At 62.8% G+C, this 26,369-nt stretch carries 29 protein-coding genes and 1 tRNA gene; 10 read left to right on the forward strand and 20 right to left on the reverse strand.

Translation table 11 applies throughout. The features are described from left to right. Window positions 1-6: 6 nt before the first annotated feature. From thrS to DP106_RS01090, 3 genes are all read right to left on the reverse strand, one after another. Window positions 7-1,938, reverse strand: coding sequence for a threonine--tRNA ligase (thrS, locus tag DP106_RS01080; protein WP_120082701.1), 1,932 nt, complete (start codon window positions 1,936-1,938; stop codon window positions 7-9). Between the two features lie 110 nt (window positions 1,939-2,048). Next, the gene (locus tag DP106_RS01085) at window positions 2,049-2,468 is read right to left on the reverse strand and encodes a putative toxin-antitoxin system toxin component, PIN family (protein WP_120082702.1); all 420 of its coding nucleotides are present in this window, start codon (window positions 2,466-2,468) and stop codon (window positions 2,049-2,051) included. Continuing rightward, window positions 2,450-2,827 carry a hypothetical protein gene (locus DP106_RS01090; RefSeq protein WP_120082703.1) on the reverse strand — a complete coding sequence of 126 codons (378 nt, stop codon included), beginning with the start codon at window positions 2,825-2,827 and terminating at the stop codon, window positions 2,450-2,452. Before DP106_RS01090 ends, DP106_RS01085 begins: the two co-directional genes overlap by 19 nt. Window positions 2,828-2,965: 138 nt before the next feature. Between DP106_RS01090 and lpdA the strand changes: the two genes are divergently transcribed. Together lpdA and DP106_RS01100 are read left to right on the forward strand one after the other, a co-directional pair. After that, entirely contained in the window at window positions 2,966-4,384 is a 1,419-nt protein-coding gene (gene lpdA / locus DP106_RS01095; protein WP_165857790.1) for a dihydrolipoyl dehydrogenase, read from the forward strand. A gap of 389 nt (window positions 4,385-4,773) precedes the next feature. After that, window positions 4,774-4,992, forward strand: coding sequence for a TrmB family transcriptional regulator (locus DP106_RS01100; RefSeq protein ID WP_120082705.1), 219 nt, complete (start codon window positions 4,774-4,776; stop codon window positions 4,990-4,992). A 453-nt stretch (window positions 4,993-5,445) separates the two neighbouring features. Here DP106_RS01100 and DP106_RS01105 read toward each other — a convergent pair. The 4 genes from DP106_RS01105 to DP106_RS01120 all read right to left on the reverse strand — a co-directional run bounded on the left by DP106_RS01105 (window position 5,446) and on the right by DP106_RS01120 (window position 8,540). Continuing rightward, window positions 5,446-5,519: transfer RNA gene (locus DP106_RS01105), tRNA-Pro, on the reverse strand. Window positions 5,520-5,564: 45 nt separating this feature from the next. After that, the gene (locus DP106_RS01110; protein ID WP_120082707.1) at window positions 5,565-6,800 is read right to left on the reverse strand and encodes an MBL fold metallo-hydrolase; all 1,236 of its coding nucleotides are present in this window, start codon (window positions 6,798-6,800) and stop codon (window positions 5,565-5,567) included. Window positions 6,801-6,851: 51 nt separating this feature from the next. After that, a complete protein-coding gene (locus DP106_RS01115; RefSeq protein WP_120082708.1) occupies window positions 6,852-7,145 on the reverse strand; it encodes a hypothetical protein in 294 nt (97 codons plus the stop codon). Window positions 7,146-7,211: 66 nt separating this feature from the next. After that, window positions 7,212-8,540 (reverse strand): dihydroorotase, encoded by a 1,329-nt coding sequence (locus DP106_RS01120; protein WP_120082709.1) that lies wholly within the window; start codon window positions 8,538-8,540, stop codon window positions 7,212-7,214. A gap of 236 nt (window positions 8,541-8,776) precedes the next feature. On the opposite strand from DP106_RS01120, the gene DP106_RS01125 reads away from it, so the two are divergent. Further along, the gene (locus DP106_RS01125; RefSeq protein ID WP_120082710.1) at window positions 8,777-10,999 is read left to right on the forward strand and encodes a CDC48 family AAA ATPase; all 2,223 of its coding nucleotides are present in this window, start codon (window positions 8,777-8,779) and stop codon (window positions 10,997-10,999) included. A gap of 127 nt (window positions 11,000-11,126) precedes the next feature. On the opposite strand, the gene DP106_RS01130 is transcribed toward DP106_RS01125, so the two are convergent. The 4 genes from DP106_RS01130 to DP106_RS01145 all read right to left on the reverse strand — a co-directional run bounded on the left by DP106_RS01130 (window position 11,127) and on the right by DP106_RS01145 (window position 14,170). Continuing rightward, entirely contained in the window at window positions 11,127-11,576 is a 450-nt protein-coding gene (locus DP106_RS01130; RefSeq protein ID WP_120082711.1) for a DUF7313 family protein, read from the reverse strand. Window positions 11,577-11,578: 2 nt separating this feature from the next. After that, window positions 11,579-12,325 carry an NAD(+)/NADH kinase gene (locus tag DP106_RS01135; RefSeq protein ID WP_133305081.1) on the reverse strand — a complete coding sequence of 249 codons (747 nt, stop codon included), beginning with the start codon at window positions 12,323-12,325 and terminating at the stop codon, window positions 11,579-11,581. Between the two features lie 88 nt (window positions 12,326-12,413). Then, entirely contained in the window at window positions 12,414-13,037 is a 624-nt protein-coding gene (locus DP106_RS01140; RefSeq protein ID WP_120082713.1) for a DUF420 domain-containing protein, read from the reverse strand. A gap of 77 nt (window positions 13,038-13,114) precedes the next feature. Next, a complete protein-coding gene (locus DP106_RS01145; RefSeq protein ID WP_120082715.1) occupies window positions 13,115-14,170 on the reverse strand; it encodes an NAD(P)-dependent glycerol-1-phosphate dehydrogenase in 1,056 nt (351 codons plus the stop codon). A gap of 195 nt (window positions 14,171-14,365) precedes the next feature. Here DP106_RS01145 and DP106_RS15695 point away from each other — a divergent pair, with 195 nt between their 5' ends. After that, window positions 14,366-14,512 (forward strand): hypothetical protein, encoded by a 147-nt coding sequence (locus DP106_RS15695; RefSeq protein WP_165857791.1) that lies wholly within the window; start codon window positions 14,366-14,368, stop codon window positions 14,510-14,512. A gap of 53 nt (window positions 14,513-14,565) precedes the next feature. Here DP106_RS15695 and DP106_RS01150 read toward each other — a convergent pair whose 3' ends face one another. Beyond that, the gene (locus DP106_RS01150) at window positions 14,566-15,240 is read right to left on the reverse strand and encodes a metal-dependent transcriptional regulator (RefSeq protein ID WP_120082716.1); all 675 of its coding nucleotides are present in this window, start codon (window positions 15,238-15,240) and stop codon (window positions 14,566-14,568) included. 57 nt (window positions 15,241-15,297) lie between these two features. Continuing rightward, window positions 15,298-16,527, reverse strand: coding sequence for a pyridoxal-phosphate dependent enzyme (locus DP106_RS01155; protein WP_120082718.1), 1,230 nt, complete (start codon window positions 16,525-16,527; stop codon window positions 15,298-15,300). 104 nt (window positions 16,528-16,631) lie between these two features. Here DP106_RS01155 and DP106_RS01160 point away from each other — a divergent pair, with 104 nt between their 5' ends. Together DP106_RS01160 and DP106_RS01165 are read left to right on the forward strand one after the other, a co-directional pair. Continuing rightward, window positions 16,632-17,624: an alpha/beta fold hydrolase gene (locus tag DP106_RS01160; RefSeq protein ID WP_120082720.1), complete on the forward strand. Its 993-nt coding sequence runs from the start codon at window positions 16,632-16,634 to the stop codon at window positions 17,622-17,624. A gap of 66 nt (window positions 17,625-17,690) precedes the next feature. Beyond that, a complete protein-coding gene (locus tag DP106_RS01165) occupies window positions 17,691-18,962 on the forward strand; it encodes an NAD(P)/FAD-dependent oxidoreductase (RefSeq protein ID WP_120082721.1) in 1,272 nt (423 codons plus the stop codon). 7 nt (window positions 18,963-18,969) lie between these two features. On the opposite strand, the gene DP106_RS01170 is transcribed toward DP106_RS01165, so the two are convergent. Beyond that, complete coding sequence (locus DP106_RS01170) at window positions 18,970-19,683, reverse strand: metallophosphoesterase (RefSeq protein ID WP_120082722.1); 714 nt, start codon at window positions 19,681-19,683, stop codon at window positions 18,970-18,972. A gap of 71 nt (window positions 19,684-19,754) precedes the next feature. Here DP106_RS01170 and DP106_RS01175 point away from each other — a divergent pair, with 71 nt between their 5' ends. After that, window positions 19,755-20,534, forward strand: coding sequence for a DUF7839 domain-containing protein (locus tag DP106_RS01175; protein ID WP_120082724.1), 780 nt, complete (start codon window positions 19,755-19,757; stop codon window positions 20,532-20,534). Between the two features lie 23 nt (window positions 20,535-20,557). Here the strand turns inward: DP106_RS01175 and DP106_RS01180 are convergent, their stop codons facing one another. Both DP106_RS01180 and DP106_RS01185 read right to left on the reverse strand, forming a co-directional pair. After that, window positions 20,558-21,172: a J domain-containing protein gene (locus tag DP106_RS01180; RefSeq protein ID WP_120082725.1), complete on the reverse strand. Its 615-nt coding sequence runs from the start codon at window positions 21,170-21,172 to the stop codon at window positions 20,558-20,560. 46 nt (window positions 21,173-21,218) lie between these two features. Continuing rightward, window positions 21,219-21,476, reverse strand: coding sequence for an MTH865 family protein (locus tag DP106_RS01185; protein ID WP_120082726.1), 258 nt, complete (start codon window positions 21,474-21,476; stop codon window positions 21,219-21,221). A gap of 123 nt (window positions 21,477-21,599) precedes the next feature. On the opposite strand from DP106_RS01185, the gene DP106_RS01190 reads away from it, so the two are divergent. Continuing rightward, entirely contained in the window at window positions 21,600-22,235 is a 636-nt protein-coding gene (locus DP106_RS01190) for a halocyanin domain-containing protein (protein WP_120082728.1), read from the forward strand. Here DP106_RS01190 and DP106_RS01195 read toward each other — a convergent pair whose 3' ends face one another. From DP106_RS01195 to DP106_RS01210, 4 genes are all read right to left on the reverse strand, one after another. Further along, window positions 22,236-23,309, reverse strand: coding sequence for a glycosyltransferase family 4 protein (locus tag DP106_RS01195; protein WP_120082730.1), 1,074 nt, complete (start codon window positions 23,307-23,309; stop codon window positions 22,236-22,238). A gap of 205 nt (window positions 23,310-23,514) precedes the next feature. Further along, window positions 23,515-23,745 (reverse strand): hypothetical protein, encoded by a 231-nt coding sequence (locus tag DP106_RS01200; RefSeq protein ID WP_120082731.1) that lies wholly within the window; start codon window positions 23,743-23,745, stop codon window positions 23,515-23,517. 119 nt (window positions 23,746-23,864) lie between these two features. After that, on the reverse strand, window positions 23,865-24,257 hold the full coding sequence (locus DP106_RS01205; RefSeq protein WP_120082733.1) for a PIN domain-containing protein: 393 nt from the start codon (window positions 24,255-24,257) through the stop codon (window positions 23,865-23,867). After that, window positions 24,254-24,451: a DUF7557 family protein gene (locus DP106_RS01210; RefSeq protein ID WP_120082735.1), complete on the reverse strand. Its 198-nt coding sequence runs from the start codon at window positions 24,449-24,451 to the stop codon at window positions 24,254-24,256. The genes DP106_RS01205 and DP106_RS01210 overlap by 4 nt, the downstream gene beginning before the upstream one ends. Window positions 24,452-24,556: 105 nt before the next feature. Here DP106_RS01210 and DP106_RS01215 point away from each other — a divergent pair, with 105 nt between their 5' ends. After that, the gene (locus DP106_RS01215; protein ID WP_120082736.1) at window positions 24,557-24,973 is read left to right on the forward strand and encodes a cobalamin B12-binding domain-containing protein; all 417 of its coding nucleotides are present in this window, start codon (window positions 24,557-24,559) and stop codon (window positions 24,971-24,973) included. A gap of 2 nt (window positions 24,974-24,975) precedes the next feature. After that, window positions 24,976-26,244: a methylmalonyl Co-A mutase-associated GTPase MeaB gene (meaB, locus tag DP106_RS01220; RefSeq protein WP_120082737.1), complete on the forward strand. Its 1,269-nt coding sequence runs from the start codon at window positions 24,976-24,978 to the stop codon at window positions 26,242-26,244. Window positions 26,245-26,369 lie beyond the last annotated feature (125 nt).

The following is a 26,369-nucleotide window of genomic DNA, read 5'->3' on the forward strand; positions in this document are numbered from 1 at the left end:
ACTCGCTCAGTCGACGAAGTCGGGTGCTTCGCGTTTCTCGGCGCGTTCGTCGGTGAGGTGATCGATGAAGGAGTCAAGGTCTACGTCCTGCTGTTCGCGCTCCTTGCGATCCCGCACTGAGACGGTGCCGGCCTCGGCTTCGTCGCTGCCGACGACGAGCATGTACGGCACCCGGTCGTCCTGTGCCTCACGGATCTTTCGACCGAGCGTCCAGGAGCGATCCTCGATGTCGACGCGGAAATCGGCGGCTTCGAGGTCGTTTTTTAGCCGGTGGGCGTAGCCGAGTTCGTCGTCGCTGATCGGGAGGATCCGCACCTGTTCGGGTGCGAGCCACAGCGGGAACTTCCCGTCGTAGTGCTCGATGAGCACCATGAAGAACCGCTCGAAACTGCCGTAGAGCGCGCGGTGGATCATCACCGGGCGGTGATCCTCGTTGTCCTTGCCCGTATAGGAGAGATCGAACCGCTCGGGCATGTTGAAATCGAGTTGGACGGTCGGGCCGTCCCATTTGCGACCGAGCGCGTCGGTGAAGGCGAAATCGATCTTCGGGCCATAGAACGCACCATCGCCGGCCTCAAGCTCGTAGTCCATGTTCGCACTTTCGAGGACGCTTTCGAGCTGGGATTCGGCTTGCTCCCAGATCTCGTCGCTGCCGACGGATTTCTCCGGCCGCGTGGCGAGAGCGACCTCGTAGTCAAGATCGAACGTCTCCAGTACGTCGTTGATCATCGCCATGATGTCGTTGACCTCCGATTCGATCTGTTCGGGCCGGACGAACAGGTGGCCGTCGTCGATGGTGAACGCCCAGACGCGGGAGAGCCCCGAAAGTTCGCCGCGTTGTTCCTTGCGATAGACTTTGCCGTTTTCGGCGTAGCGGACGGGCAGATCACGGTACGACCAGGAGTTCTGCTCGAAGATCGTCGCGTGGCCGGGGCAGTTCATCGGTTTGAGGCCGTACTCCTCGTCGTTGACATCGAGCAGGAACATATCGTCAACGTAGTTGTCGTAATGCCCCGACTGCTTCCAGAGTTCCGTACGGAAGAGGTGCGGCGTCTCGACGTACTCGTAGCCGTACTCGTCGTTCATCGACTCGCCGTATGCCTCTAGCTCTCGGAGGATGGTTTTGCCGTTGGGGTGATACAGCGGCAGGCCGGGGCCGGTGACGGTCGGAATCGAGAATAGATCGAGTTCCTGCCCGAGTTTGCGGTGGTCGCGCTCCTTGGCCTCCTCGCGCATCGTGAGGAACGCTTCGAGATCTGATTCGCTCTCGAAAGCGGTGCCGTGAACGCGGGTCAGGGTATCGTTTTCTTCGTCGCCGCGCCAGTACGAAGAGGAGATGTTGAGGAGCTTGAACGCACCGATCTCGCCGGTCGATTCGACGTGCGGCCCCTTGCAGAGGTCCTCGAATTCGGCCTGTTCGTAGAAGGAGATCTCGTCGCTGTCGCTGGCTTCGGCCTCCAGAATATCGAGTTTGTACTCGTTGTCGCTCTCGTACTTGTCGACGGCCGCCTCGCGGTCGTAGACGACGCGCTCGATATCGTAGTCGGCCTCAACGATCTCCTGCATCTCGTTCTCGATCTCGCGGAGGTCGTCCTCGTCGAGATCGACGCCCGTGATGTCGTAGTAGAAGCCCTCGTCGGTCCACGGGCCGATGGTGAGTTTGGCGTCGTCGTAGAGCCGCAGCAGGGCCTGTGCGAAGACGTGGGCCGCCGAGTGCCGCAGCACCGAGAGGTATTCGTCGCTTTGGTCGGTGACGATCTCGACTCGGTCGCCGTCGCTGACGGGGGTTGCTTTGTCGACTAATTCGCCTTCAATCTTGCCGGCGACGGTGTCGTCGCCGAGGCCGGGGCCGATCTCGTAGGCAACATCCTCCAGCGTCGCTCCTTCGGGCACGCCCAGTTCAGAGCCGTCCGGCAGGACGACAGCGATTTCGCTCATGTATTCGGGAAACTGATATGCGGGGATAAGTGTTGTTGGATGCGGTTGTGGACAGTGATAGATCGCACCCAACTCCAGTCGGAGGTTCTCCCAGTCCGTTGGCTCAGGAACTACACCGGTTCAGATGACTGTTCGAGAAACGCCGTCGGCGAGACAATCTCGATATCACGAAACGCTCCAAGGCCGGTGAGATGTGGGTCGCCGGAAACAATGTATTCCGCCTCGGCTTCGAGCGCGATCTCCAGAAACAGGTCATCGTCCGGATCGTCGTCGATCACCTGAACTGACTGAGTGGGATCGACAACTGTTGCCTCTTCACGAATCAGTGTGGGATACTGCTCTCGTTCGGCCTCGGTAAATGGGAGGCGGTCGTAGCCGAGAACACGCTCGAATTCGGCTACCGCCGCGTCGGCCGTGACCATTTCGACATCACCAACGAACGCCACCACGAGACAGTCCCATGGCTTGCCCCCGAAGCCGATCGCCGAAACGAGCACGTTCGTATCGAAGATTACTCCGAGCGAGCCCATTCGATTGCCTCGTCGACTACGTCCTTGTCGATCGCTTCGTCCTCGAATCGTTTCTGTGTCTCACTGGCCAACCGAATGAAATGGGCCGTCGACTCCATGTCCTGTAACTGGCTCACGAGCGTCGCCGTCTCGTGGATGTCGTCGATCTCTTCGGCTACGTCTTCAATGCGTGCTGCCTGCTCTGCGAGTTCGTCGATCTCGTTAAGCTGTTGTCGGAGTTTTTCGCTCGCTCGGAGGTGTTCGATGAGATTTACGAGCGCGTCGGAATACGTGTCACCCTCACCGGACAGCCCAGTCGTCTCATCGACGACGGTGATTCGATTTCCGCGTTCGATTTTCCGAATTTCTTTTGTGCTCATTGGTAGGGCTGAATCGTCGTTCCGCCGAACGAGACTCACCGTACCTAGCGGTTCGACTGATAACAGTTTTACTGTGCTGGACGTTGACTGGGGCGGCCCAACACACTACTAAGCGTGTTCAGACCAATAGTATGGAACGTGCCATCAACCACTGACCTCGCTGTCATCGGTGCCGGCCCGGGCGGCTACACCGCAGCCATCCGCGGCGCACAGAAGGGACTGGATGTCGTCCTCGTCGAACGCGAAACCGTCGGCGGCGTCTGTCTCAACCACGGCTGTATCCCCGCAAAGGCGTTGATCCACGCCGCCGGCTTCCAGAAGGATATCGACCACTGGAACGCCCTCGGCATCGAGACCGGCCCGGTCGACGTCGACTACGACGCTATCCAAAACTGGAAGGATAGCGTGGTCGACACACTTGATCAGCAGGTGCTCGATAGTCTTGATCACCACGGCGTCGAGTTGATCGAGGGTACCGCTCGCTTCGCCGATTCAGATACCCTTCACGTCGACAGCGACGGTCAAAACACTGACACCAGCAACGATTCCCGAACCATCGACTTCGAGACGGCGATTATCGCCACCGGCTCCGATCCCATCGAGATTCCTGGCCTCGAATACGAGCAAGATGGCGTTATCTCCTCCCGAGAGATTCTGCAGGTCGACGAGGTGCCCGACGAGATCGTCGTCGTTGGCGGCGGCTACATCGGGATGGAAGCGGTCACCAAGTTCACCAAGTTCGGCGCACGCGTCAAGATCGTCGAGGCACTTGACCGCGTGCTCACCCAGTTCGAGCCGGAGATCGTCGATTCGATCCAGGAGACCAGCGAGATGTACGACGACGAGATTTATACCTCCACACTGGCTCAAGGCATCGAATACGACAACGGAACACCTGTGCTCGTCGCCGAACAGGACGACGAGGAAATCCGGCTCTCAGGCGACTACATCGTTGTCGCCGCCGGCCGGAAGCCGAACGCGGCGTACAAGCGGCTGAGGCTGGATACGACCGGTGTCGAACGTACCGAGGACGGCTTCATCGAGGTCGACGACCAGCTTCGGACGGCTGACGACGACATCATGGCTATCGGTGACGCCGCCGGCCCGCCGTATCTGGCACACGTCGCCGCCCACGAGGGGAAGGTCGCCGCCGCGGTCGCCGCCGGCGAGGAGCGCGCTGTCGACACGGAGTATATGCCGACAGTCATGTACACCGACCCGGAGGTCGCCACCGTCGGCCTCTCGGAGGCCGAGGCCACCGAGCAGCACAACGACGTGCTGGTCGGTCGTGTATCGATGGCAACATCCGGGCGCGCGCTGACGACCGACAAAACGTCGGGCTACCTCAAGCTCATCGCCGATGGTGACGAACAACTGCTGGGTGTGCGGATCGTCGGTGCACGTGCCTCCGATACGATCGCCGAGGCAACGTTAGCCCTCAAAATGGGTGCCTCACTTGATGATCTCGCAACAACGATGCACGCCCATCCGACATTCCCCGAAACACTCGTCGAGGCCGCCGAGGCGGCACGCGGCGAAGCGATCCACGCTCGCTGAGTCACCCGTCGCTGGTGACCTTACCGACTTGGGTAGGTGATACTGGCTGAGTTGGCACTGTTGCAACGACACAAACCAGGGTGAGGTCAGAAGGCCTCCGGAGCACCCAGCAACCGATCTGAAGAGCCATCAGCGGTACTGCCAAACAGGGAATCAATCAGTCACATCTCACCACCGAACCGGCACAAAATACGGTGTATGTGAGCGAGACACACGAATACGTCGACAGTCGAAACAGGTAGTCGATCTCAGCGGCGCAGTTGATCATGATCGATCACGTCGAACCGGTGTGGACGCCTGAAACCCGGAAAACCAGCGGTTTTGTTGTATAGCGCGGTTCGACGAACGACGTAGCCCACATTTATAATTGTCGAAGCTAAGGGGTAGATATGATCGCAGAGACGGCGTCGCAGATCGCGTTGCCGGGCGAACTCGAATCGCCCCGAGCGAAGCTCGTGTATCTGTTCCTGTCGATGAACGGTACCGTGACAATCAACGAACTCCAAAATGGCCTCGATATGAAGAAAATATCACTGTACAGCGTGCTCAAATGTCTCGAAAAAGAGGATCTCATCTCAAAGAACGGCGATAGCTACGCGTTGGCCTGATCGTCGGCAACAAGAAGTAAAACCCTGCCTATATTGTGGTTTCGGTCTCTCGCTCCCGCTGTTACTCTCGTTTAGCTTCGTCCTGAGTTGCGATCGTCGACAATCGGCTCGCCTGGATCCAAACTTCGGTCGCTTTGCTCACTTTGTTGTGCCGCTCTCTGCTTCGAACCTGCGCTCACAAAAAATCAACCACGATTCACGTCGTTCACAGAGTTGAGTGGGCTCGCCTGGATTCGAACCAGAACCCGACATGCTCGCTCCGCTGTGCGTGTTGGGTAAGGCTGCGAATCCGCGCTCGCAGTGGCTAAAATACTACTCACGTCGTTCGCAGAATTGAGTGGGCTCGCCCGGATTCGAACCTCGGTCGCTCCGCTCACGGTGTTCGCGTCGCTCCCTGCTTCGAATCCGCGTTCACGAGAAATCAAACACAACTCGCTTCACTCGTCAGTTTGATGGGCTCGCCCGGATTCGAACCGGGGTCACGGGCACCCAAGGCCCGAAGTATGGCCAAGCTAACCCACGAGCCCGCGGCTTACGATACCGGGGTCGTGGTGTAAAGCGTTTCGTTTGGCTCACCGAACGGTGCAGTCGTCGCCGACGCCGGGCGCGCTGGCGTCAACCCCCTCCGCACGCAGTTCCGCGGCAAATTCCCCACAGGTATCGCCGTGGTTGACGAGCACTGTCGCCTCCTCGTAGGCAGCAAGGAACGATCGCAGCCCATCGCGGTCGGCGTGAGCAGAAAAATCAAAGAGGGCTGTTTGGGCGGCAACCGGCCGAACGCCACCGTTGAGCTCACATCGGCCCGTCTCAAGCAGTTCCCGTCCCGGCGTCCCCTCGACCTGATAGCCGGTCAGCGAGATCCGGTTGGTCGGATCAGTTCGAATCTCCGGAATGTAGGTCATCGCCGGCCCACCGGAAAGCATCCCACTGGTGGTGATGATAACGGTGTTTTTTGCGGCGATCCGCTTGCGCTGGCCGTCCCGACCGGTGACAGTGCGCGCGTGGCTGGCGGCGCGATCAAGCGCGTCGGCGTCCCGCAAAAAGGCAGGATGTTCCCGGAGCATGTCGAGAACCTCAACCCCCATCCCGTCGACATAGCAGTCGATGTCGTGGGCGGCACAGACCATGAGCAACTCCTGTGTGCGCCCGATCCCAAAGGCCGGAACGACGACGGTGCCACCCTCCCACAGCGTCGTCCGCGTCGTCTCTGCGAAGCGGGCTTCGACCGACTGGCGGTTCTCGTGGGTCACGTCTGCGTAAGTTGATTCACAGATAACAACATCCGCCGCAGGTCGCGCTGTCGATCCCGACAACAGCCTAGTGTCGTCGGTGTGAAAATCCGCGGTGTACAGCAGCCGTGTGTCGCCGTCGTCGACAAGAACGTGCGCGCTGCCGGGGATGTGGCCGGCGTCGTAGAAGGTAATCTCGTGGCCTGCCGCCTCGAAAGATTCGCGGTAGCCGTGTCGACACTCAACTTCCCCGAGGCGTGCGACGTGCGTTTGAGTAAAGGGACACTGCATCGTGCCGCCATGGAGTTTGAGCGTATCGCGGGCAAGCGTTCGGGTCAGTGCCGCGGTCGGCGGCGTCCAGTGGATCTCGGGGCGGCGATCACCGGAGAGCAGCGTCGGCACCGCGCCGGCGTGGTCGAGATGACCGTGTGAGACAACGACAGCCTCGGGCGCAACGTCACCGACGGGGTACTGCATCGGCGTCGCCGACTGAACCCCGTAATCAAGCAGCAGGCGGTCGTTGACGAGGATCGCACTGCGGCCGACCTCGCCGGCTCCGCCGAGAAACTGTACATCCATTAGCAACTGGTTGTTGCTGGCGACGGTTTCATCCGTCGATCCGCGATCGCGTTACGTGCCGGGTGCTGGATCGTCTGTGCTCGCTTGAACGGTGAACTGCTGGTAGCCACCGTAGGCGAGGTCGAGTGCACCCAGCCACCAGTTCCAGCGGTCAACGAGATCCGCACCGTCGGGAGCGTCCTGCAGGTTGTCGACGATGTCGTCGACGGTGAGGGCAACGCCGCGATCAGCGTTCGGCTTGCCGACAGCGGCGAGGTCGGTTGCTTGGCGGACGACGACGCGACGGTCGGCTGTTGTGCTATCGAAGGCCGCTCGCAGGGCGTCGTCGAGATGAGTCGCGTCCACAGTTGATCAACGGGCGCAGTGTATATGAGTCCAGTGGCCGCCCCACGGCTGGTGGAGCGTAACCCCTCAGGCGCGGACATTTTCGCCGTCGATATCGCTGAACTGCTCGTCGTCGCCGCCGCGGCCACGTCCACCGGCCGGCGTGCGCTCATAGACGACCTGACCGCGAACCATCGTGAGTTCCGGGAAGACGCCCTGCCGGCCCGCAAACGGTGTCCACTCGCATCTGCTGTGCGTGTCGTCGCCGCGGATCGCTCGGGGGTCGTCAGGGTCGACGAGCACGAGGTCGGCGTCGTAGCCGGGGGCGATCCGCCCCTTCGATTCCAGATCGAAGATCTCAGCCGGGTTGTGAGCCACGAGGTCGACGACGCGCTCGTAGGTGAACTCTCCTTTGCGAGCCGATTCCAACAGCAGCGGCAGCATCGTCTCGACGCCGGGGACGCCGCTGGGGGCGTCCCACAGGCCAGCATTCTTCTCTTCGCGCGTGTGTGGCGCGTGATCGGTTGCAACGATGTCGACGGTGCCGTCGGCGACGCGCTCAAACACGGCCCGGCGGCGATTTTCGCTCCGGAGCGGCGGGTTCATCCGGCCGTGGGTGCCGAGCTCGTCGAGATCCGCACGGGAGAGATAGAGATGATGTGGACAGACCTCACAGGTCGCGCCGCCGTCGACCGCGGCATCGATCCCCTCCGGCGTCGACGTATGGGCGATGTGGATATCAGCACCCGTTTCCTGACCCACGTCGGTTGCATAGTCGACGGCCGCCGCCTCGGCCGCTGCTGTGCGGTAGGCACTCCAGAGGTCGGCGTTGGCAGCTCGTCCCGGCCCACCGGCGTCGCCATCGCGGGCGGCGGCGTCGAAGCGGGTTTCATCCTCAGCGTGAACGGTGACGGTTACCCCCTCGTCGACGGCACGGTCGACGGCGTCAGCGAAGTCATCAGAAGCGACGCCCATATCACCGGTCGAATCCGCGAGGAAGACCTCACCAAGCGCACAGAGCGGGCGGTCGAACAGCGAGTCAGGCTCCCAGTCGCCGGTGACGCCGCCGTTGATCCCATAATCGATACAGGCCTGCTCGGCGACTGTGGCCTTAGCGTCGAAACCCTCGCCGGTCGTCGTCGGTGGCGACGTGTTCGGCATGTCGATGACGGTGGTCACGCCGCCGGCAGCCGCACTCCGGGTGCCGGTTGTCCATGTTTCCTTATGTTGGTATCCGGGCTCACGGAAGTGGACGTGGGCGTCGATTGCACCCGGCAAAAGCAGGTTGCCGGCGGCGTCGATCACCGACTCGTTGGGGGCTGGATCAAGCGCGGCGTCAACCGCGGCGATCTGTTCGCCGTCGATACGGCAGTCGACGGTGTGACCATCAACGAGTTCGGCGTTCGTGAGGAGCATGCTGTGGGCTGTGGGTGGGAGGCTCCTAAGTGTCGCGGATGGCGCGGTCGCAATACGGCCGCAGCCGGTAGGGATTTCTGTGCGGAGCCACTCGTTTGGTATACTGTGACAGGACACGACACACGAGCGACCGACAGGTCGCCAGCAGGGGCGGCGGTCTGTGGGCGATCACCCCGGGTAGCAACAGGCTTATCAGCCGACCGAACCGACAATCTGGTAATTACTGAGAGACAATCATGAACGAAGTGCAACTTGAAGTGGCGAAAGCGTACCCGAACGACTCGGGTCGCGGGATCGCCCGTCTTGACCCCGATACACTGCTGCATCTCAAGCTCTCGCCGGGCGATATCATTGAGATCGAAGGCGCGGAGACGACGGCCGCAAAGGTCTGGCGGGCCGACCGACAGGACTGGAACACAGACACCGTCCGCATCGACGGCTTCACCCGCCAGAACGCGGATGTCGGCATCGGCGAACGCGTCTCGATCCGCAAAGCCGAGGCCGAGAAGGCCGAAACACTCGTGCTCGCACCGCCGGAGGAGGCCAGTGTCCAGTTCGGCAGCGACGCCGCGGGCATGGTCAAACGACAGATCTTGAAGCGGCCGGTTGTCGAACGCGATATTGTTCCCGTGATGAGTTCGACGAACCACCCCTTCATGCGGTCGCCGGGCCAAGCGATCCCGCTGATCGCCGTCGAGACAGAGCCGGAGGGTGTCTGTCTGATTACCGAGGACACCGACGTGGAGCTCCGCGAGGAGCCAATCAGCGGCTTCGAGAAGACCGGCGGCGGGATCACCTACGAGGATATCGGCGGGCTCGAAAACGAGATCCAGCGCGTTCGCGAGATGGTCGAGCTGCCGATGAAACACCCCCAGATCTTCCAGAAGCTCGGCATCGAGCCGCCACAAGGGGTGTTGTTACACGGGCCACCGGGCACCGGGAAAACGTTGCTGGCGAAGGCTGTCGCCAACGAAACGTCGGCGAGTTTCTTCTCTATCGCCGGCCCGGAGATCATCTCGAAGTACTACGGCGAATCAGAACAACAGCTCAGGGAGATCTTCGAGGACGCAAAGGAGGAGTCGCCGTCGATCATCTTCATCGACGAACTCGACTCGATCGCGCCGAAACGCGAGGATGTCACCGGCGAGGTCGAACGCCGCGTTGTCGCCCAACTGTTGACGATGATGGACGGGCTTGAAGCCCGCGGCCAGGTCGTCGTCATCGCCGCGACCAACCGTGTCGACAGCGTCGATCCCGCGCTGCGTCGGCCGGGGCGGTTTGATCGGGAGATCGAGATCGGTGTGCCCGACGAGGTCGGCCGCAAGGAAATCCTCCAGATCCACACCCGTGGCATGCCGCTGTCGGATGATGTGTCGCTGGGCCATCTTGCCGGCGAAACGCATGGCTTTGTCGGGGCTGATGTCCAAAGTCTGACCAAGGAGGCGGCGATGAAGGCCCTCCGGCGGTACCTCCCGGAGATCGATCTCGACGAGGAGGATATCCCGCCGAGTTTGATCGATCGTATGATCGTCAAGCGTGAGGATTTCCGAAGCGCGCTCAACGAGGTCGAACCCTCGGCGATGCGGGAGGTGCTCGTCGAGTTACCCAAGATCACCTGGGACGACGTGGGCGGGCTTGAATCCCCACAACAACAGGTCAAAGAGGCCGTCGAGTGGCCGCTGACAACGCCAGAAAAGTTCGACCGCATGGGCGTCGAGGCACCGAAAGGCGTGCTGCTGTACGGCCCGCCGGGAACCGGCAAGACGTTGATGGCGAAGGCTGTCGCCAGCGAAACCAACGCCAACTTCATCTCGGTGCGGGGGCCACAGCTGCTCTCGAAATGGGTCGGCGAAAGCGAAAAGGCGATCCGCCAGACCTTCCGGAAGGCCCGACAGGTTGATCCGACGATCATCTTCTTCGATGAGCTCGACAGCCTCGCGCCCGCTCGCGGGCAGGATATGGGCAACAACGTCTCCGAACGCGTTGTCAACCAACTCCTCACAGAGCTCGACGGGCTCGAAGAGATGGGTAATGTGATGGTCATCGGCGCGACCAACCGCCCGGATATGATCGACCCCGCCCTCTTGCGATCAGGGCGGTTCGATCGGCTTGTAAAGGTCGCCCAACCCGGTGAAGAGGGTCGCGAACAGATTCTCAAGATTCATACCGACGATACGCCGTTGTCACCCGATGTTAGCCTTCGTGAGGTGGCCGAGATCACCGACGGCTACGTCGGCTCGGATCTGGAATCGATCGCCCGCGAAAGCGCGATCGAAGCTCTTCGGGATGACGACGACGCGACGGAAGTCGAGATGCAGCACTTCCGGCGGGCGCTTGAATCGGTGCGCCCGACAGTCACCGACGAGATCGAAACCTACTACGAGGATATCGAAGAGCAGTTCCAAGGCGGCGGCGACCAACTCGGCGATCGCCGTGGCGGCCGCGTCGGCTTCCAGTAGGACTGGGCGTCGACGCCGGTATCTGTTGAGCAGCTACAACCGATTTTTTGACCGGAGAGCCAACCAATCAACAACAGCGACTGTCGATCGAGCACGCACCGAGAACAGCAGCCACGCTGTGAGCCAGTTACACTAACAGCGCGTCAAGCAGCGGCTCATACAGGAACGGCAGGCTGTAGTAGGCGGCATACACCAACACGAGCAGTGAGATCGCAATGCCGGCCTTCGGCCGTTCAAATGTCATATCGTTGCGAGCTTCGACCGCTCGTGACTCGTACTCGAAGAAGTCGGTGATGAACACGCCGATCACCGGCAGCATGAGGATCATCCCGCTGGTCGGTCGGTACACCGTGAACAGCAGCCCGAGGATGACCAGCCCGGTGGTGGTGAACACGTGTGGCGGATACCGATTGAGCCCATCGTCGTCGCCGGTTTGCTCAACCTGTTGTTTGTGTGTGCGGTGGCTCAACAGCCGGGTGACGATGTTGCCAACCGCGAGGGTAAGGATGGCAATCGGGAGCATCGGCCCGACCGTCTCGATCCAGCCGAGGGGAACGAGAAACTGTAATGCGTACATACCTAGCCCTGTGGCGACGACTCATTAGAGTTTTTCCAATTGCGGCCGCGCTCGGCGAGTCGGCGACGGTCAACAACGGTAATCGATCCCGCAACCGACACGGAAACTGTGAGGTCGGCACCACCGCTGGCGACCTCGCGGCCGTCGGCGAGAACGGTCACGGCGTCGTCACGCTCGACCCGGAGCGTCAGCGGCGGGCTGGCAACCCACTGATCGGCTGTCATCGCAAACGGCGCGATCGGAACGACCGCGAGTCCGGTATCGGGGGCGAGCCGCGGCCCACCGGCAGCCCGACTGTAGGTGGCCGTTCCCAACGGCGTGGCGACGACGACGCCGTCGGCACGAAACGTCGTCACCGTCGTCTCCTCGCTCATCACTCGGTACTCCGAGATCCGGGCTGGATCGGTCGTCACGATCGCACAGTCCCGAACAGCACGCGTCGCCGTATCATCGGCCTGCACTGACAACACCCGGCGGCTAGTTGTTGGCACTGTCGTTGCGTGGGCCGCAAGATTGGCGAGCACGGTCGAACGATCGGCTGGCGCAGCATCGCTGTCGCTTGCTGGCAGCACGAGCAACGGTCGGCCATGCTCGCTGTCGACAGCCGCTCGAAGGGTAGCGTCGTCGACAGCGAGCAGCACGTCAGCAGCCGCCGGGTCGACACCGTTGAGCCCGTCGATCGCCGCAATCGCTTCACGCAACTGGTCGGCCACCGCGTCAGCCGGGGGCTGGGCGACGGCAACGTTCATCGAGATCGCTCCCACGCTACGTGCCGCATGCTCGGAGGCTGCGGCCGCACCGACAAAAGTCCCGCGTCGGCGAGGGCGTTGCACGCCATCAGGCGGCCACGAACTCGTAGGCGTAGACGTGGTTGAGCAGTAGGTAGGTGACAACGCCCAACGCTAAGGAGAGAATCCACGTGCCTGCGGCGACGCGGCCGACAGTGCGGTGGGGCGTCTGTGTACGAAGTTCTTCGGGCGTATGCGTCAGTCCAAGCACGACAGCGTACAGGACGAGCGGCATCGCCAGAATCGACAGCAGGATGTGGATCGCCAACATGGCGAGATAGGCCGGATACACCCACTCCCACAGCGGCACCCAGCCGTACGCCGAGTCAAGCACGAACTCCTTGGTGCCGCCGCCGGCGACCTTCGGGAGGTACATGCCCAGAAACAGGAGGATGAGGACAAACGCCGAGAGCATCGCGTGGGCGTGTTTGCTCACCTCGTCGTTGCGAATCCAGTACCAGCCGGCGGCCAGCGACGTGACCGCGAGTGTGTTGACGACCGCAATCGCGTGAGCCAGCAGATTGACCTGTCCAAGACTCAGTTCCGGAAAGAGGGCCTGTACCGAGGGCACCGCGAACACGCCGACGACGGCCGCGTAGCCAACAACGGCCAACAGGAGTGTCGTCGCCCGCGGATGCGCACGAACCCGTCCACCGACCATCGGAGTCTCCATACCTGCTGTTGGAACGTGGTGGTAATGCGGGTTTCGACTCACCCCGAGTAGCGACCAGCAGCGGCGCGGTGAGGCCCCTACTCGCGGTCGATGACACCGGTCGCCGTCGCCGTCTCGACGGCGGCATCGAGATCGACGCCGTTGCCAAGGATCGTATACCGATCCCGAATCTCGTGGGCTGTCGTCAGCGCCTCCAGCACCTCGTCGTCGCTGACGCCGAGTTCGTCGGCTGTTGTCGGCGCGTCGATACTGTCGAGGGCCTGTCGGATCGCCCGCCACCGACCACCGTCGCCGCTGTGGAGGTATTCGGTCAAAATCGAGCCGACGCCGACTTGGTGGCCATGGAGCGCTTTGTTCGGTGCGATACGGTCGAGTTGGTGCGAAAACAGGTGTTCCGCGCCCGAAGCGGGGCGGGAGGAGCCCGCGATCGACATGGCGACGCCGGAGGAAACGAGCGCTTTCACCACGATCCACGCTGACTCTTCGAGGTTCGGCCGGATCGAGGCGGCGTTGTCGACCAACATCTCGGCGGTCATCTCCGAGAGCGCGGCCGCGTACTCGGAGTATTCGACATTTTTGAGTCGCTGGGCGAGCCGCCAGTCTTGGACGGCGGTGTAGTTCGAGATGATGTCGGCACAGCCGGCGGTTGTGAGTTCCCATGGGGCCTCGGCGATGACTTCGGTGTCGGCGACAACCGCCAGCGGCGGATCGGCGGCGATCGAGTGGCGGCTGTCGCCCTCCGGCACCGACGAACGGCCGGAGACGATGCCGTCATGGCTGGCGGCGGTCGGCACCGAGACGAAGCCGCGGTCGATCTCGTCGGCGGCCATCTTGGCGATGTCGATCGGTTTGCCGCCGCCCAGCGCGATCAGGTAGCCGGCGTCGATATCACGGGCGAGCTCGGTAACACGCTCGATAGAATCAAAGCTGGCTGACTCGATGGTTACCGTCGTCGGGTCGTCGAGTTGGGCACGGAGCCGGTCGCCCGCGAGCTCGTTCGGCGTCGGGCTGGTGACGACAAGCGGGTCACCGTGGAGGTGGAGTTCGGCGACCGCCTGACCAAGCTCCTCGATGACGCCGTGGCCGACGACCACGTTCCGCGGAAGCTTGATCCAGGTCGATTTATCGAACATATACGGGTCATCAACCGCCGACCATGAAACCGTTTGGTGTCATATAGCCGATTACAGTTTTTGCCATGAAGAGCTGCCTGCAGGCGTGTGAACCGATCGGAACCGACGCTCGGAGTTTGGTTCACAGCGCCGCGTTCGGGATGAGAAGCCACAATCGGGTCAGATATATTGAACCGAACGACGTAGGTACACACCGTGAACGTCGAATTCGAGTGCATCATCTGTGGCGAAACAGCGGTCGCATCGGTCGACGGCGATGGGGTATCGGACGACAACGAGCCGATGGAGACGCTCCACGACTGTCCGAGCTGTGGGATCGAAACGATCTGGGTTGAAGCCTAACACACCGCGTCACGTATTGTCTTGCTTGTGTCGCGGTGGCCACTGCTCACAGCTCAGGCCACAGCCTCATCAACCGGCTCAACTCGGATCGACCGCGCAACCGACTCCGGCAAGCTCTGCTCGTCGCCGCTGGCGGTTTCGACGGTGATCATGCCGAACGGCGCGATATCGGTGAGTTCGAGTTCCGTGCCGGGCGTGATGCCAGCCGCTTCGAGATAGGTCAACTCTTCCTCGTCGCGGTCACTGACACGGCTGACGACAACGTGATCGCCGGTCGCAAACTCGGTGAGCCGGACGGCATCATCGCCCTCGATCGGGTCGAGTTCGACACCCGGAATCGGGTCGCCATGGGGGTCGACAGTTGGATTATCGAGGGCCTCAGCGACGCGGCGTTCGAACTCCTCGGAGATGTGATGTTCTAAGGCGTCGGCCTCGTCGTGAACCTCGTGCCAGTCGTAGTCGAGCTGCTCGGTGAGATACGTTTCTAACAGGCGGTGGTGGCGAATCACCTCTAAGGCGACGGTTTCGCCCTCCGCGGTCAACTCGACGCCGTTGTACTTCTCGTGGTCGATAAGCCCGTCTTCGGCCAGCGAACTCACCATGCTGGTGACCGTCGGCGGGGTTTTCTCAAGATACTCCGCGATTTCGGAGGTCGACACCGGCGGCCCGCCCTCGGTCTGAAGCACGTAGATCGCCTTCAGGTAGTCCTCCATGGTGTCGCTGAACATACGGGGGCTAGCGGTGTCGGGGGCAAATAGCTACCGGGAGGCAGCGACGGCCGCAGCTTATCCACCGGGGCCCATCAGATGACTGCGGAGAATATCCGGGGTCTTGGTACCGGATTCGGTGTTGAGCAACACTACCGTCTCGTCGCCACCGAAGCCACCGTCATCGGCGTACCGCCACGCGCCAGCCGGGGCCGCGCCGCCGGCCGCCCCCATCTCGATGACCTCGTTGCTGGCGACGGCGACCGCCGATTCGAGGATCGCATCGTCGTCGACGGTGACAGCCGCCCCGTCAAGTTCCTCCAAGGCGGCGACAGCCTGCGAGCCACCGGCCGGATCAGGCACCTCTAGCTCGCCGACGATCGTATCCGGAACGGCCCACGGCTCGGGCGCGCTCGCGCCGCTGTCGACCGCGGTGGCGATCGGCGCACACCCCGTCGGCTGTACCGCAACCAGGGTTGGCGTCTCGTCAGCAACGCCAATCGTGACCAACTCCTCGAAGCCAGCAGCAACCCCAACAACCACCTCGCCGGTGCTTGCTGGGACAAAAACGACATCCGGAACCGCGCCGAGATCCGCATACAGCTCGAAGGCCAGGGTTTTCGCGCCCTCCTGTCGGTACGGCGTGGTAAACTCCTGCAGCGAGTAGTAGTCGCCGGCCAACTGCTCGTCGACAGCGTCAGCGGCATCCGAGTACCGCCCACCGACGACCTGCATCTCCCCGCCGTGGACGTTGATCATCGCCTTGTTCGAAAACGCCGACCGCGAGGGAACGAACGCGTAGCTCCGAACGCCGAGGCGGCGCAGATACGCCGCTGCCGACTGCCCGCTGTTGCCGGTTGTCGCCAGTGCAGCCGGTTCGACAGCCTCGGGAGCTGCTCTGGCTGCGATCGCGGTCGCCGCGACACTCATGCCGCGATCATAGACCGTTCCGGTTGGATTTCGGCTCTCGTCTTTGATGTAAACGCTGTCGACGCTGAGCTCGTCGGCCAGCCGATCGGCGGCGACCAGCGGCGTCGCCCCCTCGCCGGCGGTGACGGTGTCGGCGGCGTCGAACGGCAACAAGGCGTCATACTGCCACTGTCCGCGTGCGGACTGGCTCCCGGTGGTCACGGCTGTGTCGCGGGGAGGTGCACCGCGGTCGAACAACGCGGCAGCGTCGACCGCGTCGTAGTCGTAGGCGACAGTGCAGGCAGTGCCGCAGGTCGGACAGCCCTGATCGGCATCAAGCGGGTGGATCGTCTCGCAGTCCGGACACCGTAGGCCCTGAACAGCCCCCGTTGGTTCCATACACGGCGTTGGACACCGACACCCTAAGCCCTTCCCGTCGCTTCTGGGTGGTGTGAGAAACCTGATGGCAAGCTATTATGTATGCGGCAGCGTAGCCCACAGCGATGGGTTCCCCACTGTCCCGGCGACAGACACTCGGGTTGACCGCAACCGCCATCGCCGGCGGCACAGCCGGCTGTCTCGGCGGCGATCAACCGGATGGAACGGTCGATTACTCGGTGCTGGATGCCATCGACTGGGCGACTGCCCCGCCACCAAAGGAGACAACCGCGGGCACACAAAAACCGGTGTTCCGGGAGTATCCGGCCGACGGCGATCCGGACACCGTCTTGATTCTGTATCATAACGCCACCCTCGATAGCCGAATGCTCACGCCACTGGCCGCGGCGATTGCCGAAAGCGGGGGTGCCCACGTCATCACCCCTGATATTCGGGGCCACGGGCCGAACCCGATTCGTCGTGGTGACAGCGAGTATGTGGGGCAACTCAGCGACGATCTTGAAGCGGTCATCGCCACCGCAAACAGCCTCCAGCGACCGACGCCGCTCGATGAGTTTGACACGGTCATCATCGGCGGCCACGGTGCCGGCGGGGGGTTTGCGGCCCAGATCGGCGCGGATCCACTCGGCGACAGCCTCGCCGACGCCTATCTGTTTTTGGCACCGCATCTCGGGCGGCTGCTCACCCCGACAAGCCGACGCGCCCTCGGCGGGTGGCAGCGGTTCAACCTCCAGTCGGCCCTGGTGGCCGGGCTGTTCAACGGCCTCGGCGGTGGGCTCTACAATGACACCGAGGTCGTCAGCTACGAGATGCCGGAAGCCGCCCGCTATGGGGGTGAAACGCGCTCCTACACGTTCCGCCTCGCCACCGATCTGGTGCCGGATGAGCATACCGCAATCACCGAGATCGAACAGCCGGTGCTCACGCTTGTCGGCACCGACGACGAGGCCGTGATCCCGACGGCCTACGAGTCGTTGCTGGCTGACACCGAGGGGAGTCAGGTGTCGATTCTTGAGGGCCTCTCGCATCTCGAACTGATGGCTCACCCGAAGACCCTTAGGGCAACGCTCCCGTGGATTGAGTCACTCGGTGGGTAGGTTAACGCTGCTGCAGCCCGAGGGGAGTCCGGGTGCTTCTTTGTCCCCGCCACCCGATATAGCGGTATGAGTCGTTCTGTTGTCGTTATCGGCGGCGGACTCGCCGGGTTGGTCGCCGCACGCCATCTCGCAGACGGTGGTGTGGCTGTCACGCTGTATGAGGCCGACGAGACAGTCGGGGGTCGCGTCACCACTCACACCGAAGGTGGCTATACGCTGGATCGTGGCTTTCAGGTGCTGTTTACCGCCTACCCGGCGGTACAACGGGAGCTTGATCTTGCTGCCCTCGATCTCCGGCGGTTTTCCCCGGGCGCAACGATCGCTCGGCCCGGCAGTCGGTCGGTGTTGGCCGACCCACTGGGTGATCCGAGTGCCGCCCTTGCCAGTCTACTCACTACTGAGGTCACCACGACCGACAAACTGCGAACGCTCGCGCTCCGGCAGGATCTTTCGACGCGAACCTACGACGACCTGCTCCAGCGACCCGACACATCGATCCGTGGGTGGCTTCGTGAATGGGGCTTCTCCGAGCAGTACATCAACAACTTCATCGCGCCGTTCTACGGCGGGATCACGCTGGATCGGTCGCTGTCGACCTCGAAGCGCGTCTTCGAGTACACGTTTAAGTCTCTCAGCGACGGCGACAGCGCGGTGCCGGCCGACGGGATGGCCGCGATCCCGCGGCAACTCGCCGCGGCCGCCGCCGACGCCGGGGCAACGATCCAGACCGACGAGGCGGTCACAGAGCTCCGACAAAAACGCCGCCACGCGGTCGTCGTCACCGACAACGATCGCCGCGCGGTCGACGCCGTCGTCGTGGCAACCGGCCCGCGACAGGCGGCGCGGCTCACCGACTGTGCGGCGATCCCGACCGATGGCGTCGGCTGTGTCACCCAACACTATCGGCTCCCAGCGGCCGACGGTCTCGACACCGGGCGGCGACTCCTGTTGAACGCCGGCGGCAGCGCGCCGAATACGGTTGTACCGATGTCGACGGTTGCGCCCGAGTACGCGCCCGACGATACGTTGCTGCTGAATGCGACGTTCCTCGGCGACGACGCCATCGACACCGACAGCCAGCAACTCGCTGCCAAGACACGCAAGACGCTGTCGGCGTGGTACCCCGAGCGGCAGTTTGACGGTCTCGAACCCCTACGAACCGACCGGATCCCGTTTGCGCAGTTCGCCCAACCACCCGGGGTGCACGAATCACTGCCAGCCGTTCGAGATGGCGGGCGACGCACCTATCTGGCCGGTGAGTACACCGAGTGGTCGGCGATTCAGGGCGCGATGAAAAGCGGCCGTGAGGCTGCCCGTGCGGTGCTTGATGACCGCTGAGACGCCGTCACAACAACCGCTGTAACTGCCGGAGTGGGGGGAACCACAGTGTGTCGTTATCTCCATCATCCCAGACCACCGGCTGCAGCGAGCCCAGCGTTGACACCAGCGGCGACGGCAGATCGCCTGCCCGCCGGTCGCTGATATCGACGCCGCCAGCCAGGGTGGTAAACGCCGGGAGCACCAGCAACTCACCGCCGCGGTACGCCGCGTCGCCAAACAGATAGCAGGGTCGTTTCACCCCCTCGATCGTGATCGCCGGATGAGCATGGCCGATCACGTAGCGATGACCCCGCTGTTCGGGCGGGGCGTGGCCATGGCAGACGACAGTGCCATCAGCAAGTGTGACCGCGTCAGCAACCGAGCCTGGCCAACAGTCGGCTAGCCGGCTGTCGTGGTTGCCCTCGACAGCGAGCACCTCGACGCCGGCGTCGACACAGTTGGCCCACAGCCCCTCGATAGCGTCGGCGGCAGTTCGTGGCAGCCGGTCAAAGCTGTGAAGCAGATCACCAGCAAAAACGATCGTTGCCGGCTCAAATCGATCCAGCAGGGTGCGAACGCGCTGGCGGATCGACTCACCAGCGTCGATCGGCGCCGCAACACGGGAGGCATCGCCCCGGCCACAGTGGAGATCAGCGAGCACCACCGCGTCGGCGTCATCAAGGTACACCGCCCGGTCGGCGACCGTCAGTGCCTCAGCAGCCGGTGGGCGGATGGCCATACCCACGTGTTGGTGTCAATGAACAAAACCCTCCCGTCGGGCTTTTTACCGTGCCGCCGAAAGCAGCCGGTATGAGCAATGCGCTCGCGGACAAGCGAACGGCCACGCGGTTTCGCGTGCTGGTGGAGATCGCCGACCGCCAGCCGGCGGTGAGCCAAGGCGAGATCGCCGACTCGGTCGGCGTCACCAGCCAAGCGGTCTCCGAGTACATCCGCGAGCTCGTCGACGACGGCCTCGTCCGCAAGGAGGGACGCTCCCGGTATGCCGTCACCAAGGAGGGCGTCGACTGGCTGTTTCAGGAGGCCAGATCCCTCCAGCGGTTCGCCAACCACGTCACCGACGATGTGTTGGGCAGCGTTCAGGAGGATACCGCGATCGCCACGGACACGATCGAGGCCGGCCAGCAGGTGACACTCTCACTGGCGGAGGGATTGCTGCATGCGACCCCTGGCGACGAGGGGCCGGCAACCGGGGTCGCCACGACCGACGCTGACGCCGGTACCGACGTGAGCGTCACCTCATTCGAGGGGATCATCGAGATGACAACCGGCACAGTCACCGTCGCACAGGTGCCGCCGGCTCGTGATGGCGGCAGTCGCGAAGCCGATACCGACGCGTTGGCCGACGAGTGTGAGACCGCCGATCAGTGTCTGGCGGCCGACGTCGAGGGCGTTGTCTCCCTCCGGGAGGCGGGCTACGAACCGGCAGTGACGGTTGCTGCCGGCGAGGTCGCCGCCGCGGCGGCCGCCGTCGGAATGGCTGTTGTCGTCGTCGCCGCAACCGACACGGTTGGTCGTGTCACCGACACACTCCGCGATGGCGACACAGATTATGATGTCACGACACTGTAAACGCACGCTGTCGCACCAAGCGCTCAGGCGGTGCCCTCGGCGTGATCTTTCACGGTCGCGTAGGCCTCCTGGAGCTGTTTGAACTCCTCGCTGCTGCCGCCGCGATCAGGGTGGGTCTCCTTGGCTCGCGAGCGGTAGGCATCCCGAACCTCGGTGGCGGTGGCATCAGGTGTGATCCCAAGCTGCTCGTAGGCCTGATCTACCGGGTCGTTGCTGGTCGGTGGGGTACGGACATCATCCGGGATCTCAAACGGTAGCCGGCGACCAAGGTTGGCCGCGGGCATCTCAGCCTCACAGAGAATGACGTGGGTCGTGGTCTCCTCAAGTCCAAAGAGGACGCGTGGATCGAACGTGAGGCCGACATCCCGCTGCGGGAGGTAGAAATCCAGGCTGTGGCCGGCACGATCATGGGCTTCAAGATACGGTTCGTTGATCGCGGTCAGGTAGTCTCTGTACTCGGCGCGACGACGCTCCGTGCCGCTGGTGTGGTGGGTGTGGTCGTTGTGGCCGTGATCTGTGGCAGGAAACAATCGATCGCCAACATAGAAGAGCGCGGCGACGATCGCGGAAGCAACCAGCCCAAAGAGGAGCCCAAAGACGACCCACGCCGGCAGCGTGGCCTGCAGCACGGAAAGCACATTTGCCGTTTACGCTCCACAATAAAGAACGTCTCGCCGCTGTCGATCAGATCACGTCCTCGGCTTTCAGGCCCGCGATCGCGTCGTCAACGAGTGACTCAACATCCTCGTAGGGAAACTCTTGGTGGCCGCTGAGATCCGAGGCAAGCTCCATGGCGGTGAGCGTTCGCTCTCCGGCAGTAAACGTTGTCCTCGGGCCGTTTGGGAGCGCCGGAACCAGATCCATCTGGCCGGTGATCGGGTAGTCAGCTCCAGTGAAGGCCTCGGTGAACTGCTCGCGGAGTTCGGCTTCGACTGATGACATGGGCGAATGTGTCGGGATTGGCAGTAAAAGCGTTCCGAAACGGGTGACACGCGGGGAGGCTCACCACCGGGTGGGCGGCTGCGAACCAACATATTCACTACACCCGATCACGAAGGGCGAAATATGAGCGACAACGACGCGGTCTCGCGGCGAGGGCTGCTTCGAACAGCGGCCGGCGGCGTTGCCGCGGCGGGAGCCACAACGGCCACGGCAGGTACCGCGGCTGGGCAGTCGGAGATGGCTGATTTCGGGAGTCATCTACAGGGCGTCGACGGCGGCACCGAAGACCTTCGCGGAAACGATGAAGTTACCGTCGAAGTCGGTGCCAGCGGCAACGGCGGCAATCTCGCTTTCGGCCCCGCCGGCATCTGGATCGACCCGGGAACGACCGTCATCTGGGAGTGGACCGGCAACGGCGGCGGCCACAACGTCGAGGCTGTTGAGGGGCCAGCCGGGCTTGGAAGTGAGACAGTGAGCGAGGCCGGCTTTAGCTACGAGTTCACCTTCACCGAGGAACACACCGGCATCACCAACTATCAGTGTGTCCCCCACTCCTCGCTCGGGATGCTCGGAGCGGTCGCGGTCGGCGGCGACGTGCCGACAGTCGAGACCGGCGGCGGTGGCGGCGGTGGCGGCGCGCCACAGATCCCGGATACGGCCAAAACCCTTGGGCTGGCAACGTTCGTGGCGATGGTCTCGACGCTCTCGTTTGCCTTCTTCTTCCTCAAATACGGTGGCGACTACGAGGACGCCGCCTGATCACAACAGGCCGTAGTTATCGATCGCCTGCCGGTAGCAGGTGAGATACCGGTCGACGATACTGCTGTAATCGTAACGTTCGTACGCTGGATCGATGGTTCGCTGTTCAAGCGAACCCGCGGCGACGATCTCATCAGCAAACTCCTGTGGTGTCGAGACGAGTTCGCCGCGGGTCGCCGCAAGCCGGGATTTCTCCTCGATCAGCTCATGGGCCGCCGAATCGGTCTGATACTCCGCGATGCCGACACAGCCACAGGCCAACCCCCACAGCAGATTCGTCGCAAACGGCTCTTGTTCGGCGGTCTGGGCGAACACGTGGGCCCCTTTCAAAACGGCGACACGCTGTTGGTTGCCTAACTCGCCGAGAAAGGAGACTCGATCGCGGATGCGGAGGTCGCGGGCCGTCCGCTCGATATCCGACGCCGCGTCCCCGTTGCCGATGATCGCCGCCGACCAGTCACGGTCGCGGAGCTCGGCCAACGCGAGCAGAAACGTCTCGGCGTTGGCATGGGAGTCCAGCCGACGGCTGTAGACCAGATCAAACTCGTCGTTGACAGGGGCGGATTCGATCACCGAGAAGTCCAATCCCTCGGGGATGACGCTGATCGTCGACTCGGCGGCCCCATACTCACGGACGACCGTTTCAACCGTTTGGGAGGGGGCGATGATCCGGTCGGCCTTGCTGGCGACGCGCCGGCAGTCGTTGTCGCTGTCGCCGTCGTCGACCGCCCACCAGTCGACGACCAACGGCACCCGCAGCAGTCGGCACACCGCTTTGGCGGCGCGGGCGTGTCGGGCCGGCGTGTTCGGCATGTGGACGACATCCGGGTCGGCCCGTCGAATGGCCAACGGGAGTTTGGCGACAAAACGGTTCGTCGAGAAGTCGCCGTCGACCGCGCGGTAAGAAATACCGTCTTGCTCGAAGGTGGGGTGGTCGCCGTCCCACCAGCGGCTACAGAGTACCACAACCTCGTGGTCAGTGCGGCTGAGCAGCTGAATCAGTCGCGTTCGCCGTCGAATCCCAGGAGTGTCGCGGGTGTGGTGGGTGTGCATCGAGACAAACGCGACACGCATACCTGAAGGGTGCCACCCGTTGATTAAAAACCTACGCGAAACGCAACCGATCGACCGCAAGCATCGATCGCTGCCCACGCGGGCGACCGGGTGGCTGTCGCTCCGTATCTACGGTGTCGCGTCTGTGTTCGTTGGTGTCAGAACCTACCTACAGAGGTGATCGTCGCAGGCTGCGATGCCTGCCGTGGACGGTTGGAGCGGCGATTCAGTGCGTTCGGTCAGTCGATGTCACCGGCTGCATGTCCGGCCCCGAGAGCCGGCTGAGGCCAACGACCAGCGAGAGGGTCATCACAACCAACAGTGCAGCCAAGGCGAACGCAAACGTCGTCACGCCGAGGGAAACGACTGCGGTGACACCAGCCAGCTCACCGCTGATGGTAGTGAGGAGGGCCACAACGGCGAGTTCGAGGAGTCGATCTTCAACTTCCGTGGTCATACTTTTGTTTGGGGCTGGAAGGTCATAAGCCGCGCCCGAGGCCTGCGGTCGTGTCTCACACTAACATGGCCGGTCGGATCAGATCATTCACAACACGTCCAACGACAATCAAGAACGATCTAGTCTCGAAGATTCGTGATGTCGATTTTCGACCCAACTGCGTCAGTTTGAAAATCCGCGTCAGCAACCACGAGCTGATCGCCAGTTGAACGCGCTGTGGCAGCGATAAGACAATCACGGGCTGCCATTCGCACACCGTCTGCTAGCAGTTCGTCTTGGAGCCGAGCCGCTTCCACCGCGAGGTCGTCGGTGAGTTCGATCGCCCGAACACCACCGAATCGCTGGCGTTCGGCAACGATATCTGTCGATCCGCTGCCGAGAACGCCATCAAGCACCTCATAGACGCAGATCGAGGAGGTGAGTAGTTGATCGTCCCGCGATCGAATGAACCCGACCGTTGCATCAACACCTTCGAGCAGGTCGATGATGACCGACGAATCGAGAAATGTCACCGCTCGAAACTCTCCCGAGAACGGTCGATCGCCTCGCGGGCGCGGTCGGCCGTCTCCGAATCCCACGCCCCGATCTCGATCGGCTGTTCGTCGGCTGCCAGCCGACGCAGTAGCTCGTCGAAACTCTCGCTGTCGCGTTTGAGCCGATCGAGTTTCTCCTTTGTCTGCTCGGAAACACGGATGGATGTGCTCATATGCATGCATTGTGCATACATCAGCTAAGTAGCTTTGCCAACAGCAGGCGAGGGATGAGACTGCTGGCCGGTAGAATCAAACCGTTCTCGCCCAAATCAGCAGTTATGAGCGTGGAATCGACACAGCGGGCGATCCGGTGTTTGATCGCTAAGGTTGGCCTCGATGGCCACGACCGCGGCGCGCAGGTCATCGCTCGGGCGTTCCGGGATGCCGGCTTCGAGGTGGTGTACTCCGGGCTCCACCGCGCCCCCGAGGAAATCGTCCAAGCCGCCGTCCAAGAGGACGTGGATGTGCTTGGCATCTCGATCCTCTCAGGGGCCCACAACACGCTGATCCCGACGATCATCGACGGTCTCGAATCCTACGGCGCGCTCGATGACACCCTGATCCTCGTCGGTGGCATCATCCCCGAGGAAGATACAACGACGCTCAAAGAGATGGGCGTCGCCGAGATCTTCGGCCCCGGGACGCCGATGGAAGAGACCGTCGCGTTCGTCCGCGAACACGCCGGAGCGGAGTAGCGATGGGCGACGACACCCCCCAGACCGCCGGCGGCAGCAGTGGCAATGACGTGGCCAACAGTGATCCCACAGCATCGCTCCCGGATGCGTTGCTGGCGACCCGTTCAGCGGCTCCGCGTGAGCAGCTTTCGGCGTCGAATACAGCGTTGCTGGACGGTCTCTTGGACGGCGACCAGCGCGCGCTTGCACGCGTGCTCACGAAGATAGAAGATCGGACAGCGGGAGCCCGTGACCTCCTGGCCGCATTATACACCCACGCCGGGACGACACCGGTGCTCGGGGTCACCGGCAGTCCCGGCGCGGGCAAATCCACACTGGTCGACAAACTCACTGACTACTACCGCGAGCGCGGCGAGACTGTCGGCGTGTTGGCGGTCGATCCCGCCTCCCCGTACACCGGCGGGTCGGTGTTGGGCGATCGGATCCGAATGGGGTCGACCGCCGGCGACGAGGGCGTCTTCGTCCGCTCGATGAGCGCGCGCGGCCGCCTCGGCGGGCTCTCGATGGCGACGACCGACGCCGTCACCGCCTTCGAGGCCTTCGGCATGGATCGGATCATCATCGAAACCGTCGGTGCGGGCCAAAACGAGGTCGACATCGTCGAAACCGCCGACACCGTCGCGGTCGTCGTCCAGCCAGGCTCCGGCGATGATGTCCAGCTGCTGAAAGCCGGCATCCTCGAGATCGGTGACATTTTCGTCGTCAACAAGGCCGATATGGACGAGGCCGCTCAGACAGTCGCAGATCTGGAGGCGATGGTACACGGGTCGAAGGCGACCGGGAGCGTTGCTGGCCACCACACCGCTGATATCGGCCCTGGTGCCCACGGTAGCGACGACAGCGAGCCCCCAAGCGAGTCCAACATCAGCGACGATAGTGAAGCGCCGAGGTCGTGGACGCCCACAGTCGTCGAGACAATCGCCACGACCGGCGAGGGGGTTGAGGAGTTCGCCGATGCTGTCGCTGCACACACGACTCACCTCAATGGGTCAGCCGGAGCGACCAGCCGCCGGCACCGGCGGGCAGCAGCAACCCTGCAGCGACTCCTCCGGAGCGATCTGCGTGCGATCAGCGAACGCCTGCTGGAGGCCAACGGCGGCCTCGATGCGGTGGCCACCGCCGTCGCAGGACGCGACGTTGACCCATACACGCTCGTCGACCGGCTTGTCGCGCCGCTTGATGCGGCCGTCACATCGGATCCCACCGACGACGATACCACGGGCGATGGGCCGGAAGCTGACACCAACGGCGACAACAACTCCTCAAGCTGAGTTCACGCAGTTCAAACCGGCCACCTGTCGGGTTCCTACAGGCTTATTATAGTTCAGTTGTAAGCGATCACATACGTTGAATCGATAGCGGCGGTAAGCGTGCCGCTGTCGACCCGGGCAACACC

Source organism: Halonotius pteroides, assembly GCF_003605635.1.
Lineage (GTDB): Archaea > Halobacteriota > Halobacteria > Halobacteriales > Haloferacaceae > Halonotius > Halonotius pteroides.